This is a genomic window from Serratia sp. AS12, from assembly GCF_000214195.1.
GTDB lineage: Bacteria > Pseudomonadota > Gammaproteobacteria > Enterobacterales > Enterobacteriaceae > Serratia > Serratia plymuthica.
In genome coordinates, this window is the sequence record NC_015566.1 from 2,023,521 (window position 1) to 2,037,946 (window position 14,426).

11 protein-coding genes and 2 tRNA genes are annotated in these 14,426 nt (G+C 57.2%); 9 read left to right on the forward strand and 4 right to left on the reverse strand.

From position 1 onward, the window contains the following. Positions 1-28 precede the first annotated feature (28 nt). The 5 genes from nagZ to SERAS12_RS09455 all read left to right on the forward strand — a co-directional run bounded on the left by nagZ (position 29) and on the right by SERAS12_RS09455 (position 4,976). The gene (gene nagZ / locus SERAS12_RS09435) at positions 29-1,048 is read left to right on the forward strand and encodes a beta-N-acetylhexosaminidase (RefSeq protein WP_041416041.1); all 1,020 of its coding nucleotides are present in this window, start codon (positions 29-31) and stop codon (positions 1,046-1,048) included. A gap of 75 nt (positions 1,049-1,123) precedes the next feature. After that, a complete protein-coding gene (gene ycfP, locus SERAS12_RS09440; RefSeq protein ID WP_006324724.1) occupies positions 1,124-1,666 on the forward strand; it encodes an alpha/beta hydrolase YcfP in 543 nt (180 codons plus the stop codon). Positions 1,667-1,998: 332 nt separating this feature from the next. Beyond that, positions 1,999-3,303 carry an NAD(P)/FAD-dependent oxidoreductase gene (locus SERAS12_RS09445; RefSeq protein ID WP_013812454.1) on the forward strand — a complete coding sequence of 435 codons (1,305 nt, stop codon included), beginning with the start codon at positions 1,999-2,001 and terminating at the stop codon, positions 3,301-3,303. Positions 3,304-3,664: 361 nt separating this feature from the next. After that, the gene (locus SERAS12_RS09450; protein WP_006324726.1) at positions 3,665-4,201 is read left to right on the forward strand and encodes a glycine zipper 2TM domain-containing protein; all 537 of its coding nucleotides are present in this window, start codon (positions 3,665-3,667) and stop codon (positions 4,199-4,201) included. Between the two features lie 289 nt (positions 4,202-4,490). After that, positions 4,491-4,976: an Rrf2 family transcriptional regulator gene (locus SERAS12_RS09455; protein WP_006322456.1), complete on the forward strand. Its 486-nt coding sequence runs from the start codon at positions 4,491-4,493 to the stop codon at positions 4,974-4,976. A gap of 77 nt (positions 4,977-5,053) precedes the next feature. On the opposite strand, the gene sdeB is transcribed toward SERAS12_RS09455, so the two are convergent. Then, positions 5,054-8,197: a multidrug efflux RND transporter permease subunit SdeB gene (sdeB, locus tag SERAS12_RS09460; protein WP_013812455.1), complete on the reverse strand. Its 3,144-nt coding sequence runs from the start codon at positions 8,195-8,197 to the stop codon at positions 5,054-5,056. Positions 8,198-8,221: 24 nt separating this feature from the next. Beyond that, the gene (locus SERAS12_RS09465; protein WP_013812456.1) at positions 8,222-9,424 is read right to left on the reverse strand and encodes an efflux RND transporter periplasmic adaptor subunit; all 1,203 of its coding nucleotides are present in this window, start codon (positions 9,422-9,424) and stop codon (positions 8,222-8,224) included. Between the two features lie 294 nt (positions 9,425-9,718). Here SERAS12_RS09465 and SERAS12_RS09470 point away from each other — a divergent pair, with 294 nt between their 5' ends. After that, positions 9,719-10,075, forward strand: a complete 357-nt coding sequence (locus SERAS12_RS09470; protein WP_006324729.1) for a helix-turn-helix domain-containing protein — start codon at positions 9,719-9,721, stop codon at positions 10,073-10,075. A 56-nt stretch (positions 10,076-10,131) separates the two neighbouring features. Here the strand turns inward: SERAS12_RS09470 and SERAS12_RS09475 are convergent. Next, positions 10,132-10,221 (reverse strand) — tRNA-Ser (locus SERAS12_RS09475). 223 nt (positions 10,222-10,444) lie between these two features. Beyond that, a tRNA-Ser gene (locus SERAS12_RS09480) sits at positions 10,445-10,534 on the reverse strand. 509 nt (positions 10,535-11,043) lie between these two features. Here SERAS12_RS09480 and SERAS12_RS09485 point away from each other — a divergent pair. From SERAS12_RS09485 to SERAS12_RS09495, 3 genes are all read left to right on the forward strand, one after another. Continuing rightward, positions 11,044-12,510, forward strand: coding sequence for a peptide MFS transporter (locus tag SERAS12_RS09485; RefSeq protein ID WP_013812457.1), 1,467 nt, complete (start codon positions 11,044-11,046; stop codon positions 12,508-12,510). Positions 12,511-12,639: 129 nt separating this feature from the next. After that, entirely contained in the window at positions 12,640-13,581 is a 942-nt protein-coding gene (ghrA, locus tag SERAS12_RS09490) for a glyoxylate/hydroxypyruvate reductase GhrA (protein WP_013812458.1), read from the forward strand. An 81-nt stretch (positions 13,582-13,662) separates the two neighbouring features. Next, positions 13,663-14,400, forward strand: a complete 738-nt coding sequence (locus SERAS12_RS09495; protein ID WP_004943097.1) for a phosphatase — start codon at positions 13,663-13,665, stop codon at positions 14,398-14,400. The last annotated feature ends 26 nt before the right edge of the window (positions 14,401-14,426 follow it).

Consider the following 14,426-nt stretch of genomic DNA (forward strand, 5'->3'; position numbering starts at 1 on the left):
ATGAAGTGAGGTGGCCGTGGGCCCAGTAATGTTAGATGTCGCCAGCTATGAGCTGGATGCCGAAGAACGTGAGATTTTAAAACACCCGCTGGTGGGCGGACTTATCCTGTTCACCCGCAACTTCCACGATGCGCAGCAGTTGCGTGAACTGGTGCGCCAAATCCGCGAGGCTTCACACGATCGGCTGGTGGTGGCGGTGGATCAGGAAGGCGGGCGCGTCCAGCGTTTCCGCGAAGGGTTCACCCGCCTGCCGGCGGCGCAGTCGTTCGCTGCATTGAACGAAGCCCATGAGGGCGGGCGTCTGGCGCAAGAGGCCGGCTGGCTGATGGCGGCGGAAATGATCGCGCAGGATATCGACATCAGCTTCGCGCCGGTGCTGGATATCGGCCACGTCAGCGCGGCGATTGGCGAACGCTCATTCCACAGCGATCCGCAACAGGCGCTGGCGATGGCCGAGCGTTTTATCCTGGGTATGCACAGCGCCGGGATGAAAACCACCGGCAAGCATTTCCCTGGCCATGGCGCCGTCAGTGCAGATTCACATAAAGAAACCCCGCGCGATCCACGCCCACTGGCGCAGATCCGTGAGCATGATATGGCGATCTTCCGTGAATTGATCAACCGTCAGTTGCTGGACGCCGTGATGCCGGCGCACGTCATCTATACTGAAGCGGACCCGCGTCCGGCCAGTGGTTCGCCATACTGGTTGCAACAAATCCTGCGTCAGGAGCTGGGCTTTGACGGCGTTATCTTCTCCGACGATCTGTCGATGGAAGGGGCCGCCATCATGGGCAGTTATGCTGAGCGCGGCCAGGCATCGCTGGATGCCGGCTGTGACATGATCCTGGTGTGCAATAACCGCCAGGGTGCGGTCAGCGTGCTGGATAACCTGTCCCCGGTCAAAGCAGACCGGGTGAAGCAGTTATATCATCGCGGTCAGTTCACCCGTCAGGAATTGCGTGATTCTGCGCGCTGGCAGCAGGCGCATAAAGAGCTGAGCGCGCTCAGCGAACGCTGGGAAGAGCATAAGCAGCAAAGTGCCGGGTGAACCCAGGGCGTCGTAATGCGGCGTAGTAAATGATGAGGGCTGCGGCGCGGCCCTCGGCTTGTTGCGAGGATCCACATGATTATCTATTTGCATGGCTTCGATTCCACCAGTCCCGGCAATCATGAAAAGGTTTTACAACTGCAGTTCATTGATCCGGACGTGCGTTTTATCAGCTACAGCACCTTGCACCCACGCCATGATATGCAGCATCTGTTGAAAGAGGTGGACAAGGCGGTTCAGCAGGAAGGCGATAAGCATCCGCTGATCTGCGGGGTGGGGCTGGGCGGTTTCTGGGCCGAACGTATCGGTTTCCTGTGCGGTATCCGGCAGGCGATTTTCAACCCTAATCTGTATCCTGAAGAACATATGCACGGCAAAATCGACCGGCCGGAAGAGTACCGCGATATCGCCACCAAGTGTGTCGAGGATTTCCGCGAAAAAAACCGCGATCGCTGCCTGGTCGTGCTTTCCCGTCAGGATGAGGTGCTGGACAGCCAGCGCAGTGCGGAACTGCTGCACAAGTACTATGAAATCGTCTGGGATGAGCAACAGACCCACAAGTTCAAAAATATCTCGCCGCACCTGCAACGCATCAAGGCGTTCAAGAGCCTGCTTTAACAGTTTCATAACGCCTGACGCTGCCGCAATGATTGCTTTTTACCGGCAAGAATTGCGGCATTTTTTGTCAAAAAAGCCCTGTTTTGCCCGCCTGGCGGTAAAATTTAAAACTGTGACGCAGCGCTAACTATTTGAATCACAATCCTCAAAAATTCCCCTCGTCCAGCCTTTAACCAAAAAAGTTTGATGCACATCAATTTTGGTATGACCAAATAACCTCACATGCTATTCTGGCTTTAGATAGCAGGTTTATTTTACGCGAACCCTATGTAATCTAAGGATATTATTTATTTACCCTTGGATAACAATTGGTTCACATTTAGGGGGTTATTTTGACAACGCCAAAGAAAAAAATCGTTATTGTCGGCGGTGGCGCCGGTGGCCTGGAACTGGCGACCAGTCTGGGCCATAAGCTCGGCCGCAAGCACAAAGCCGAGATCACGCTGGTGGACCGTAACCACAGCCATCTGTGGAAACCCTTGCTGCATGAAGTAGCAACCGGTTCCCTTGATGACGGCGTGGACGCGCTGAGCTACCTGGCGCATGCACGTAATCACAATTTCAGCTTCCAGCTGGGATCGCTGACCAACATTAACCGTGAAACGCAAACGCTGCAGTTGGCGCAAATCTGCGACGAGCAGGGTGAAGAACTGGTGCCAGAGCGCGAGTTGTCTTATGACATTCTGGTCATGGCGCTGGGCAGTACCTCGAACGATTTCGGCACCGCAGGCGTAAAAGATCACTGCATCTTCCTGGATAATCCGCATCAGGCACGCCGTTTCCACAATGAAATGCTGAACCTGTTCCTGAAATTCTCGGCGCAACCGGGGCAGAAAGATCGGGTGAACATCGCCATCGTCGGCGGCGGTGCCACTGGCGTGGAACTGTCCGCCGAGCTGCACAATGCGGTGAAACAGCTGCACAGCTATGGTTTCGAAGGCCTGGACAACAGCGCGTTGAACGTGACTCTGGTCGAGGCGGGCGAGCGCATTCTGCCTGCGTTGCCGCCGCGTATTTCCGCCGCTGCGCACCAGGAACTGAACAAACTGGGCGTGCGCGTACTGACCAACACCATGGTCACCAGTGCGGATGCCAAGGGCCTGAATACCAAGGGCGGCGAATTTATCGATGCCGATCTGATGGTATGGGCTGCCGGCATCAAGGCACCGGACTTTATGAAGGACATCGCCGGACTGGAAACCAACCGCATTAATCAACTGGTGGTGGAGCCGACGCTGCAGACCACGCGTGATCCGAACATTTTCGCCATCGGCGACTGCGCCTCCTGCCCGAAAGAAGGCGGTGGTTTTGTACCGCCACGCGCCCAATCGGCCCACCAGATGGCGTCACGCTGCTTCACCAACATTCTGGCGTTGATGAGCGGCCAGACGTTGAAGCCGTACGTGTATAAAGACCACGGTTCTCTGGTCTCGCTGTCCCGCTTCAGCACCGTCGGTAGCCTGATGGGTAACCTGATGCGCGGTTCGATGATGATAGAAGGGCGCATCGCGCGCTTCGTCTATATCTCGCTGTACCGCATGCATCAGGTCGCACTGCATGGCTACATCAAAACCGGCCTGATGATGCTGGTTGGCGGCATCAACCGGGTGATCCGCCCGCGTTTGAAAATGCACTGACAGCCGCAGTTATCGACTCACCCACGCCGGTTCGCCCGCGTGGGTTTTTTTATGCCGGCGCACAGGCAGCATCGGTGGTTGCGGGGTTAATGGCCAGCACAAAATTTCGTCGGCATGGGTAAAATTCTTAAGATTCCTCCTAAACACCGGTGAGAAGCGGGGTTTCCAGCATCTTTGGTCACATTGTCTTATTGCGGGGATCTGGAACATTGTGCAGACTTTACCTCGTTTACAGACGGCGCATCGCGCACGCCGTAAACCGGGATACCCTTTGCCGCCCATGCGCAAAATAATAAGCGCGACGCAATGTCGGTAGCGTTCCCGGTACAAATGCGTGGTAACACTTTCAGGAGGATTTCCTGTGAACAAGTCAATGTTAGCCGGTGTTGGGATTGGTGTTGCAGCCGCTCTGGGTATTGCCGCGGTTGCCAGCATGGATGTGTTTTCTTCTGGTCCGCAATTTGCGCAGGTGCTCGCTGCCACGCCGATCAAAGAAACCATCAAAACCCCGCGTCAGGAATGCCGCAATGTGACCGTCACTCACCGTGCGCCCGTGCAGGATGAAAACCGCATTGCCGGTTCCGTGTTGGGTGCGGTAGCCGGTGGCGTGATTGGTCATCAGTTTGGCGGTGGTCGCGGTCGTGACGTTGCGACAGTGGTTGGCGCGTTGGGCGGCGGTTATGCCGGCAATCAGGTGCAGGGGGCAATGCAAAGTAACGATACCACCACCAGCACACAACAGCGTTGCAAAACGGTTTACGACAAATCACAGAAAATGCTGGGTTACGATGTGACCTACAAGATTGGCAATCAGCAGGGCAAGATCCGTATGGATCACGATCCCGGCACCCAGATCCCGCTGGATAAAAGCGGCCAACTGGTGCTGAATAAAGCCTGATCACAGTTTAAGAATTAAACCCGCGGACAGTGTTAGTTCTGATCGTTTAACGCAGTTAAGCGAGCGGCATTAATATTGACGCGGGTTTCTGTTTTATTCCGCCGCCGCTTTACGTCGAGTCGGCACCAACGGCATCTTTTACGCTAATGTATCCGTGCGATTTCCCAGGGCATAACTTCAATAATGCGGCAATATTTGTTATATTATTGTGCAATTGAGTGGGTGTTATGGCGCGATGCCACACCGGCCAAGCCTGAGATTTTGGTCTCCTGGAGACAGAGATAAAGACATGCTAGATTTCCGCTTTCCGACAGCATTGCAAATGGTACTTAGCGTAGCCTTGGCTGAAAAGCAGGGCTTGCGTTCGACCAGCGCGATCCTTGCCGCCGGTCTGGAAGCCAACCCCAGTTTCATCCGCAAGCTGATGGTGCCCTTGACCAAAAATGGCATTATCGTTTCCACTCTGGGCCGTAATGGCTCGATTCACCTTGGCCGTCCAGTGGAAGAGATCACCTTGCGCGATATCTATTTGTCCGTCATTGACGATAAGCGCATCTGGGCTGCGCGGCCGGAAGGGCCTGCGCGTTGTCTGGTCAGCGCCAATGCCTGCTGGTATTTCAAGTCGGTAGTGAATGAGGCGGAAGAGGCATCGCTGGCGGTGCTGGAGCGCCATACGGTTGCGGATGCGTTGGCCGAACTGGAGCGTGGCGATAAGCGTAGCTGCGCGGAGTACGTGGCGGAAACGGCGAAACTCGCGGAGGCTGCGGATAAATAATCTGCGGTGTTGATGCGAAGAAAAAGGTCGGGCTGAGCCCGACCTTTTTTATGCCTGCCGTTGCGGCAGGCGAACTTTTATGCCGGTTGCTGCTGTGCTTTACGTGTCACCATACGGCGCAGGGTGACGTAGAACACCGGCGTCAGGAATAACCCGAACAACGTCACGCCCAGCATGCCGGCAAACACCGTGATACCGGTCACTCCACGCACTTCGGCACCGGCGCCGTGGCCCAGAATCAACGGGATAGTACCGGCAATAAAGGCGATGGAGGTCATTACGATCGGCCGTAACCGCAGGCGGCAAGCTTCCAATGCCGCCTCCATAATGCCTTTGCCCTGCAACTCAAGCTCACGGGCGAACTCGACGATCAAAATGGCGTTCTTACAGGCCAGCCCCATCAACACCACCAGCCCCACCTGCACGAACACGTTGTTGTCACCGCCGGTCAGCCAGACGCCAAACAGCGCCGACAGCATGGTCATCGGTACGATGAGGATCACCGCCAGTGGCAGCGTCCAGCTTTCATACAGCGCGGCCAGCGCCAGGAACGCCAGCAGCACCGCTACCGGGAACACGATAATCGCCGCATTGCCCTGGGTCGACTGCTGGTAGCTCAGATCGGTCCACTGGATGTTCATGCCGTTCGGCAACAGCTTGGCGGCCATCGCCGTCAGTTCGCTCATGGCCTGCGTAGACGACAGAATGCGCGGATCGGCATCGCCAATCAGGTCCGCCGCCGGGAAGCCGTTATAACGGATCACCGGGTCTGGCCCGTAGGTGGTACTGATGTTGACCATGCTGCCAATCGGCACCATTTCACCCTTGTCGTTGCGAGTGCGCAGGTTGGCGATATCCTCCACGCTGTCGCGGAATTGGCCGTCGGCCTGCGCGATGACTTGCCAGGTGCGGCCATAGCGGTTGAAGTCATTGATGTAAGACGAACCCAAATAAGTCTGCAGCGTGCCGAACAGCGCGTTGAGCGGCACGCCCTGCGCCTTGGCCTTGTCGCGGTCGATTTTCGCTTCCAGCTGCGGCACGTTGGCCTGATAAGACGAGATCGGGAAACTCATGCCCGGCGTTTGCATGATGCTGCCCGACAGGGTATTGATCGCGGTTTGCAGTGCGCCATATCCGAGACCGGCACGATCCTGGACATACAGCGAATAACCGGAACCCTGTCCGATACCGAGGATTGGCGGCGGCATGATCGAGAAGGCGAACCCTTCCTGGATCTGCGAGATGCGTGCATTGATCTCGGCGTTGATCTGCGCCGCGCTACGGGTGCGGGTGCTTAAAGATTCAAGCGCGAAGAACACGGTGCCGGTATTGGGCGTATTGGTAAATTGCAATGCATTCAGCCCCGGGAAGGCTACCGCGTCCGTCACCCCGTCGACGCTCAGACCGATGGCGCTCATTTTACGGATCACCGCATCGGTACGCTCCAGCGACGCACCCTCCGGCATTTTCACCCCGCCAATCAGGTAAAGCTTATCCTGCGTCGGGATAAATCCGCCTGGCACGGTTTTAAACATTACGCCCGCGGCGCACAATAACAGCACGTACACCACGAACACCGCGCCGCGCTTGCCGAGCGCACGGGAAACCCCGCGCTGATAACGCTGTGAGCTGCTGGCAAAGAAGCGGTTGAACGGGCGGAACAGCCAACCGAACAGCCGGTCGATCAGGCGTGATGGCATGTCCTTCGGCGCGCCGTGCGGTTTCAGCAGCAATGCCGCCAGCGCCGGCGACAGGGTCAGCGAGTTGATGGCCGAAATCACGGTCGAAATGGCGATGGTGACGGCGAACTGCTTATAAAACTGGCCGGTGACGCCGGACAAAAATGCCATCGGCACGAACACCGCGCACAGCACCACCGCGATGGCGATGATCGGCCCGGACACTTCGCGCATCGCCTGGTGCGCCGCCGCCAGCGGCGATAAACCTTCCTCGATATTACGTTCGACGTTTTCCACTACCACGATGGCGTCATCGACCACGATACCGATCGCCAGCACCAGCCCGAATAGACTAAGCGTATTGAGCGAGAAGCCCAGCAGGTATAGCGCGGCGAAGGTACCGACGATGGAAATAGGCACCGCCAGCAGCGGGATGATCGAGGCGCGCCAGGTTTGCAGGAACAGGATGACTACCAGCACCACCAGCAGCACCGCTTCGAGCAGGGTATCTACCACCGCGCGGATCGAATCGCGGACGAACACCGTTGGGTCGTATGGCGATTTCCAGCTCATGCCATCCGGGAAGCGGGTCGACAGTTCGGCCATTTTGGCCCGTACCGCATCGGACAGCTCGATGGCGTTAGCGCCTGGCGCCTGGAAGATACCGATCCCGACGGCATCCTTATTATTGAGCTGGGCGCGCAACGCATAGCTGCCGGACCCCATTTCAATGCGCGCCACGTCGCGCAGACGCACTATCTCGCCGTTGTCGCCGCTCTTGAGGATAATATTGCCGAACTCTTCCTCGGTTTGCAGGCGGCCCTGGGCGTTAATGGAAAGCAGATAATCGCTGCGGTTCGGCATCGGCTCTGCGCCCAGTTGGCCGGCGGACACCTGCACGTTCTGCTCCTGCATGGCGGTGACCACGTCAGAGGCGGTCAGCCCGCGCGAGGCGACCTTATTCGGATCCAGCCAGACGCGCATGGCATATTCGCCGGCGCCGAAAATCTGCACCTGGCCGACGCCCGGCAGGCGGGCCAGCTCATCTTTGACCTTCAGGGTGGCGTAGTTACGCAGATACAGTGAATCGTATTTACCGGAAGGGGAAACCAGATGCACCACCAGCGTCAGGGCTGGGGATTGCTTCTGCGTGGTTACCCCTTGTCGGCGCACGTCTTCAGGCAGACGCGCCTCGGCTTGCGCCACGCGGTTTTGCACCTGCACCTGCGCCTGGTCGGGATCGGTACCCGGGCGGAAGGTCACGGTGGTTACCAGCACGCCGTCAGAGCCGGCCACCGATTTCATGTACATCATGTGTTCGACGCCGTTGATTGCCTCTTCCAGCGGCGTAGCCACCGTTTCGGCAATCTCTTTCGGGTTGGCGCCTGGGTATTGGGCGCGCACTTGCACGCTTGGGGGCACCACGTCGGGGTATTCGCTGATCGGCAATAGCGGGATCGCAATAACGCCACCGACGAAAATCAGGATCGACAGCACCGCGGCAAAGATCGGCCGGTCGATGAAAAAGCGGGAAAAATCCATGGGTCAGGGTTCTCTGCTGGTGGCTTAGTTGACTGCGGAAACGGGAGCGTTGGCTGCCATCACGACGGTTTTCGCATTGACCGGCATCCCTGACATAAACACTTTCTGCATGCCGTCGACGATCACCCGATCGCCCGCCGACAGGCCTTTCTGCACGATGCGCAATCCATCCGCCACGCGGCCCACTTCGATATCGCGCCGCTGCGCCTTGCCGTCCTTGTCGACGACATAAACGAATTTGCGGTCCTGATCGGTCATCACCGATTTATCGTCGATCAGCATGGCGTTGAACTCGGCGCTGCCGGGCATCTGTACCCGCGCAAACAGCCCAGGAGTGAAACGGCGCTCGTGATTTTTGAGCTGGGCGCGCATGCGAATGGTACCGGTGCCGGCATTCAGCTGGTTATCGGTGAAATCGACGACGCCCTGATGCGGATACCCCTCTTCACCCACCAGGGCGACCTTGACCGGTAATTTCGCCTGCGGATCCTGGCTGCGTTGGCCATCGCGCGCCATGTTCTGGTAACGCAGGAAAGTGGCTTCATCGACGTCGAAATAAACATAGACCTTATCGAGCGACACCAGCGTAGTGAGCACACTGGCGCCGTCCCCGGTGGTGACAAGGTTACCTGCGGTGATCATGGCGCGGCTGGCACGCCCGTCGATCGGGGCGGTCACTCGGGTAAAATCGAGATTCAGCTGTGCGATATCGAGCTGGGCCTGAGCCGCCAGCACGTTGCTCTGCGCCTGTGCGGCGGAGGAGCGGCGCTGTTCCCATACCTCGGTCGAGATCGCCTGGGTGCCGATCAGTTTCTCGGTACGGCTGGATTCACTGCGGGCCAATGCCGCCTGATTACGTGCCCGCACCAGCTCGGCTTGCGCCTGTTCGCGGGCGGCGCGGTAGGTGCGATCGTCGATGGTGAACAGCACCTGGCCTTTTTTAACCTCATCGCCTTCGGTGTAATTCACCTTATCGATATAGCCGGAAACCCGTGGGCGTAGCTGAACGCTTTGCACCGCTTCGATCCGGCCGTTAAAGGCATCCCACTGGCTGATGGGTTTTATTACCACGTTAGCGGCGCTAACGGCCGGTGGCGGAGGAGCTGCATTTTGAGCGACGCTGTTGTCGCACCCAGCAAGCAGGGCGACCAGCAGCGCTACCGCTGAAAGGCGCGCGCTGAAACCGATGCTGTGAGCGTTAAACAATGAGTTTGGCTGGCTTGGCATTATTTTTATTCCATGGGTGAGCGCGGTCAGGCCATACACCCGGCCCTGTTATCCGGGTAACGTCCCTGGCCTGTGACCGGCGGCAGAGCGGTTGTGTCGTTCATCGGCACAACGTTAGTTTTTGAAACACATTGTTGTCACATTAATGTATTAATATCGGTTACATTAACAGGGTGGATTATAGAAGCGCCTATCGGATAAATGCAATAATAAAAATTGCATTTAATGCGAAACTGCTGCAACGTAGTGACATCGGGCAGCGGACTTACCTGCCAATGTCATGGGAGCGTCAGCATGAACAGCACGGGTTTTATTACTGATTTGATTGAGTGGATTGACAACAATCTGGAAGAGAAGCTGGATATCAATACCGTGGCGGACCGCGCGGGATATTCCAAATGGCACCTGCAGCGTATGTTCAAACGCCAGACCGGCTACGCGTTGGGGGAGTATATCCGCATGCAGAAACTGAAGGTTTCCGCAGAGCGCCTGGCCAACAGCGGCGAGCCTATCGTCAGCGTGGCGATATCACTGGGCTTTGACTCGCAGCAATCCTTCAATCGCAGTTTTAAACGGCAATTCGGCCAGACTCCGGGCGACTGGCGCCGCGCCGTGATGCAGCCGCATATCGCCGCTAGTCGCGCACACTGAGGCGGATTGCAGACAAAAAAAGCCTGAACTTGCGTTCAGGCTTTCTCTTTAAAATATGGCGGTGAGGGAGGGGTTCGAACCCTCGATACACTTACGCGTATACACACTTTCCAGGCGTGCTCCTTCAGCCACTCAGACACCTCACCGTATTTTTTCGTTGCGTACTCTCTGGTGCAACGGGGCGCTACTATAGGGAGTGGGGGCGAACCGGTCAAGCAGAATTTCTGCGTTTCGGCGCGTCCGCTCACGTGCTGCTCAGTTTGTCGAAAACTGCGGCGAACCCTGTGGATCCTTAGACTTGCCGGCATTTTCCCTGTATTGCAGACAAAAAAAAGCCTGAACTTGCGTTCAGGCTTTCTCTTTAGAAAATGGCGGTGAGAGAGGGGTTCGAACCCTCGATACACTTACGCGTATACACACTTTCCAGGCGTGCTCCTTCAGCCACTCAGACACCTCACCGTTTTGTAGCATCGCTAACGCATTGCGCTGTCGACGGGCGCTAATGTAGGAGAATCTGATCCCAGCGTCAACCCTCTTGTGACATAACAATGACTGTTTAGCTAAAGTTGCAGCAATTTGCTGATTTCCCGAGCGATAAACTGCTGTCCAATGTGTACCCGAGGGACAGTAACGGCACTAAATTATCTCGCAGACTAATGTTTGAGTGTATTGGTATACATTAGCTCAATATACCAGCAATGAAGTATTACACTGTGCTGTTATATGCATTAATACTGGATTATTAGTCATATGTGTCGCTAAATAGATCGCTGCTGACGCGGAGGATTTGGCAAGGAATATCACACCGCCGCGCCGGTTGCCGGGCCGTACGCCGGTGATAACGAAGACAGGGATTGATCAATTAAAATAACGGACTCGACGAATTTCAACGGGCAGCCAGTGGCGCTGCGGCTTGAAATACGACGGGCACCATGCTGCAGAGGTTCACTTTGACTCCATCGGACTCCATGCCGGCGGCGCATCAGCGTCACGCCATCCCCCCGGGCGCCGGGGCACTGTTTTTTATCCAAATCTTCGCCACGTTGGGTTTTGCCGTGCTGTACTCCACGTTGGTGCTCTACGCCACCAAACGCCTGGGCTTCAGCGAGGGCAGTGCAAACGCCATGATGGGCGTGTTCGGCGCCTTCAACTATGGGCTGCATATGTTTGGCGGTTACCTGGGCGGACGCTTTCTGAGTAACCGCAACCTGTTCGTACTAGGTATGTTGCTGCAGGTGATCGGCTGCGCGCTGATTGCCGTGGCGGGCGTTTGGGGCCTGTACTGGGGACTGGCGATGTTCCTGACCGGTAGCGGGCTGAACGTCACCTGCATCAATATGATGCTCACCCAGCGCTTCAAGCCGGATGACGATCGGCGCGAATCGGCGTTTTTGTGGAACTACGCCGGGATGAACCTCGGTTTCTTTGTCGGTTTTACCGTGGCCGGCTATTTCCAGTTGAGCGAAAATTATCGCGCGCTGTTCCTGTTCGCCACGCTGGGCAATGCGGCGGCGATTATCGTCGCCGTCAGCCGTTGGCGCATTCTGGCCGATCTCAACACGCCGTTGCATGACGCCAGCCGCGCGCAATACCGTTGGCGTATGCTGGTCGGGCTGGCAGTATTGGTGGCGCTGGTGCCCATTATCCGGGTGATGCTGACCCATGCGGAATTCAGCGGCCACTTTGTGATTGGCCTCGGCGTACTGATTTTCCTGATGCTGTGCGTGGTCACACTGCGTCACCACCCGCGTACAGAGCGCCGCCGCATGGCGGCCTATCTGATTCTGGCGCTGGGCTCATTAGTATTCTGGGCGTTGTACCAGTTGGCGCCTATGGGGCTGATGCTGTTTTCCGAGCACAATATCAACCTGAACGTCTACGGTATTCAGGTCGCTCCGCAGTGGATCCAGAATATCAATACGCTGGTGATCGTCGTGGGCGGGCCGCTGATGGCCTGGTGGTTTAACCGCTTGCGAGCCCGTGGTTGTAATATCGATATCCCGTTGCAATTCTCCGGCTCGTTGTTTTGCATCGGTTTGGGCATGCTGGTGTTGCCGTTGGGCATCAGCCTGGCCGGCGGCGACGGGCTGGTGGCGTTTAAATGGATCGCAATCAGCTACATACTGCAGAGCATTGGCGAACTGATGATTTCCCCGATCGGCTACGCGATGATCGGCAAGCTGGCGCCACCGCGTTATCAGGGCGTCATGATGGGCTGCTGGATGATGGTTACCGGCGTCGCTTCGGTGTTGGCGGGCTATGTCTCCGGCCTGATGCCGGAAAACAGCGGCAGCACTCCGGCGCTGACCAACCCCGGCTACAGCGAAATATTCAGTGCGCTGGGCTGGGGGGCGGCGGGTGTTGGCGTGGTGATGTTGATCCTGATCCCGCTGTTGCGCCGGTTGATAAGGCACGACGCCCCCGTCGCCGCTTGAGATCCCTGCAGGATAAAAAACAGCCCCACTGGTCGGGGCTGTTTGCGTTTTTGGCTTTAGCGCTTGCATCTGTCGGCGAATCGCGGAAATCTGGATGAAAATGCATAAAAAACAGACGGAGTCTGACTGATGAACATCATTTATTACCACCCTTTATTTAACGCCCAGGATTGGTTGGCAGGCATCAAACAGCGTCTGCCGCAGGCCAACGTTCGCGAATGGCAACCCGGCGACGATCGCCCGGCGGATTATGCGCTGGCATGGCGTCCGCCGCAGGAGATGCTGGCTAACCGCCGGCAACTGAAAGGGGTGTTCGCCCTGGGGGCGGGCGTCGATGCCATTCTCGAGCAAGAGCGCCAACATCCCGGCACGCTGCCGGCGGGCGTCCCGCTGCTGCGCCTGGAGGACACGGGCATGGCGCAGCAGATGCAGGAATATGCGTTGAGCTACGTGCTGCGTTACTTTCGTCGTTTCGACGAGTATCACTTGCTGCAACAGCAGCAAAAATGGCAGCCGCTCGATCCCCATCAACAGGATAATTTCACCATTGGCATTCTCGGGGCAGGCGTTCTGGGGAAAAGCGTGGCGCAAAAGCTGGTGGAGTTCGGTTTTAACGTACGTTGCTGGAGCCGCAGCCCCAAGCAGATCGATGGCGTGGAGAGTTTTGCCGGCGCAGAGCAGCGCACTGCGTTTATCGAGGGCACTCGGTTGCTGATCAACTTGCTGCCCAACACGCCGGAAACCGCCGGTATCCTCAATCGCCATTTGTTCGCGCATTTGGTGCCGGGATCCTATCTGATCAACATCGCCCGCGGCGCGCATCTGGTTGAGGACGATCTCTTGCAGGCGCTGGATCAGGGGCAGATTGCCGCCGCCACCTTGGATGTGTTCGTCAACGAGCCGCTGCCGCAGGCACATCCGTTCTGGCGTCATCCGCGTGTCACCATTACCCCGCATATTGCTGCCATCACCTTGCCGGAACAGGCGATGGACCAGATAGCCGCCAACATCCGCACTCTAGAGGCCGGGCAAACGCCGGCAGGGGTGGTGGATGTGCAACTTGGCTACTGACCTTTCGGTGACTCACCTGCTAAGCTAATAAGAAACCCGGTCTGCCCCCGTCCCTTTGGCAGGCCGCCAGAAGGAGAAATAATGTACCCTGTTGATTTGCATATGCACACCGTTGCCAGCACCCACGCCTACAGCACGCTGCATGATTACATCGTCGAAGCCCATCAAAAGGGCATCAAACTGTTCGCCATCACCGATCATGGCCCGGATATGGCCGATGCGCCGCATTACTGGCACTTTATGAACATGCGCGTCTGGCCGCGCCTGGTGGATGGCGTAGGGATCCTGCGCGGTATCGAGGCCAACATCAAAAATCTGCAGGGCGATATCGACTGCACCGGGCCGATGTTGAACGAAGTCGACGTGATTATCGCCGGTTTCCACGAGCCGGTGTTTGCGCCGCAGGACAAGGCGGCCAATACCGAAGCGATGATCGCCGCGATGGCGCAAGGGGATGTGCACATTATCAGCCATCCCGGCAACCCAAGGTATCCGATCGACATCGCGGCGGTCGCCGCAGCGGCCGCAAAGTATGAAGTGGCGCTGGAGCTGAATAACTCGTCATTCACCCATTCACGCAAGGGCAGCGAGGACAATTGCCGGGCGATTGCCGCCGCGGTGCGTGATGCCGGCGGTTGGTTGGCGCTGGGGTCGGATTCACATATCGCTTTCTCACTCGGTGGCTTCGAGCACTGTGAACGCATCATCGCTGAAGTGGAATTCCCGCAGGAACGGATCCTCAACGTCAGCCCACGGCGCCTGCTGGACTTTCTCGAACGGCGCGGCAAGCCGGCGATTGCGGAATTAGCCGATTTGTGACATCGTCCCGGCAAATTTTCCGTATT

What these genes read in the sequence shown, in the direction of transcription:
- ycfP (WP_006324724.1), top strand. Translation starts at nt 1,124, where the DNA reads ATGATTATCTATTTGCATGGCTTCGATTCCACCAGTCCCGGCAATCAT.
- SERAS12_RS09485 (WP_013812457.1), top strand. Translation starts at nt 11,044, where the DNA reads ATGCCGGCGGCGCATCAGCGTCACGCCATCCCCCCGGGCGCCGGGGCA.
- nagZ (WP_041416041.1), top strand. Translation starts at nt 29, where the DNA reads ATGTTAGATGTCGCCAGCTATGAGCTGGATGCCGAAGAACGTGAGATT.
- ghrA (WP_013812458.1), top strand. Translation starts at nt 12,640, where the DNA reads ATGAACATCATTTATTACCACCCTTTATTTAACGCCCAGGATTGGTTG.
- SERAS12_RS09455 (WP_006322456.1), top strand. Translation starts at nt 4,491, where the DNA reads ATGCTAGATTTCCGCTTTCCGACAGCATTGCAAATGGTACTTAGCGTA.
- SERAS12_RS09465 (WP_013812456.1), bottom strand. Translation starts at nt 9,424, where the DNA reads ATGCCAAGCCAGCCAAACTCATTGTTTAACGCTCACAGCATCGGTTTC.
- sdeB (WP_013812455.1), bottom strand. Translation starts at nt 8,197, where the DNA reads ATGGATTTTTCCCGCTTTTTCATCGACCGGCCGATCTTTGCCGCGGTG.
- SERAS12_RS09470 (WP_006324729.1), top strand. Translation starts at nt 9,719, where the DNA reads ATGAACAGCACGGGTTTTATTACTGATTTGATTGAGTGGATTGACAAC.
- SERAS12_RS09495 (WP_004943097.1), top strand. Translation starts at nt 13,663, where the DNA reads ATGTACCCTGTTGATTTGCATATGCACACCGTTGCCAGCACCCACGCC.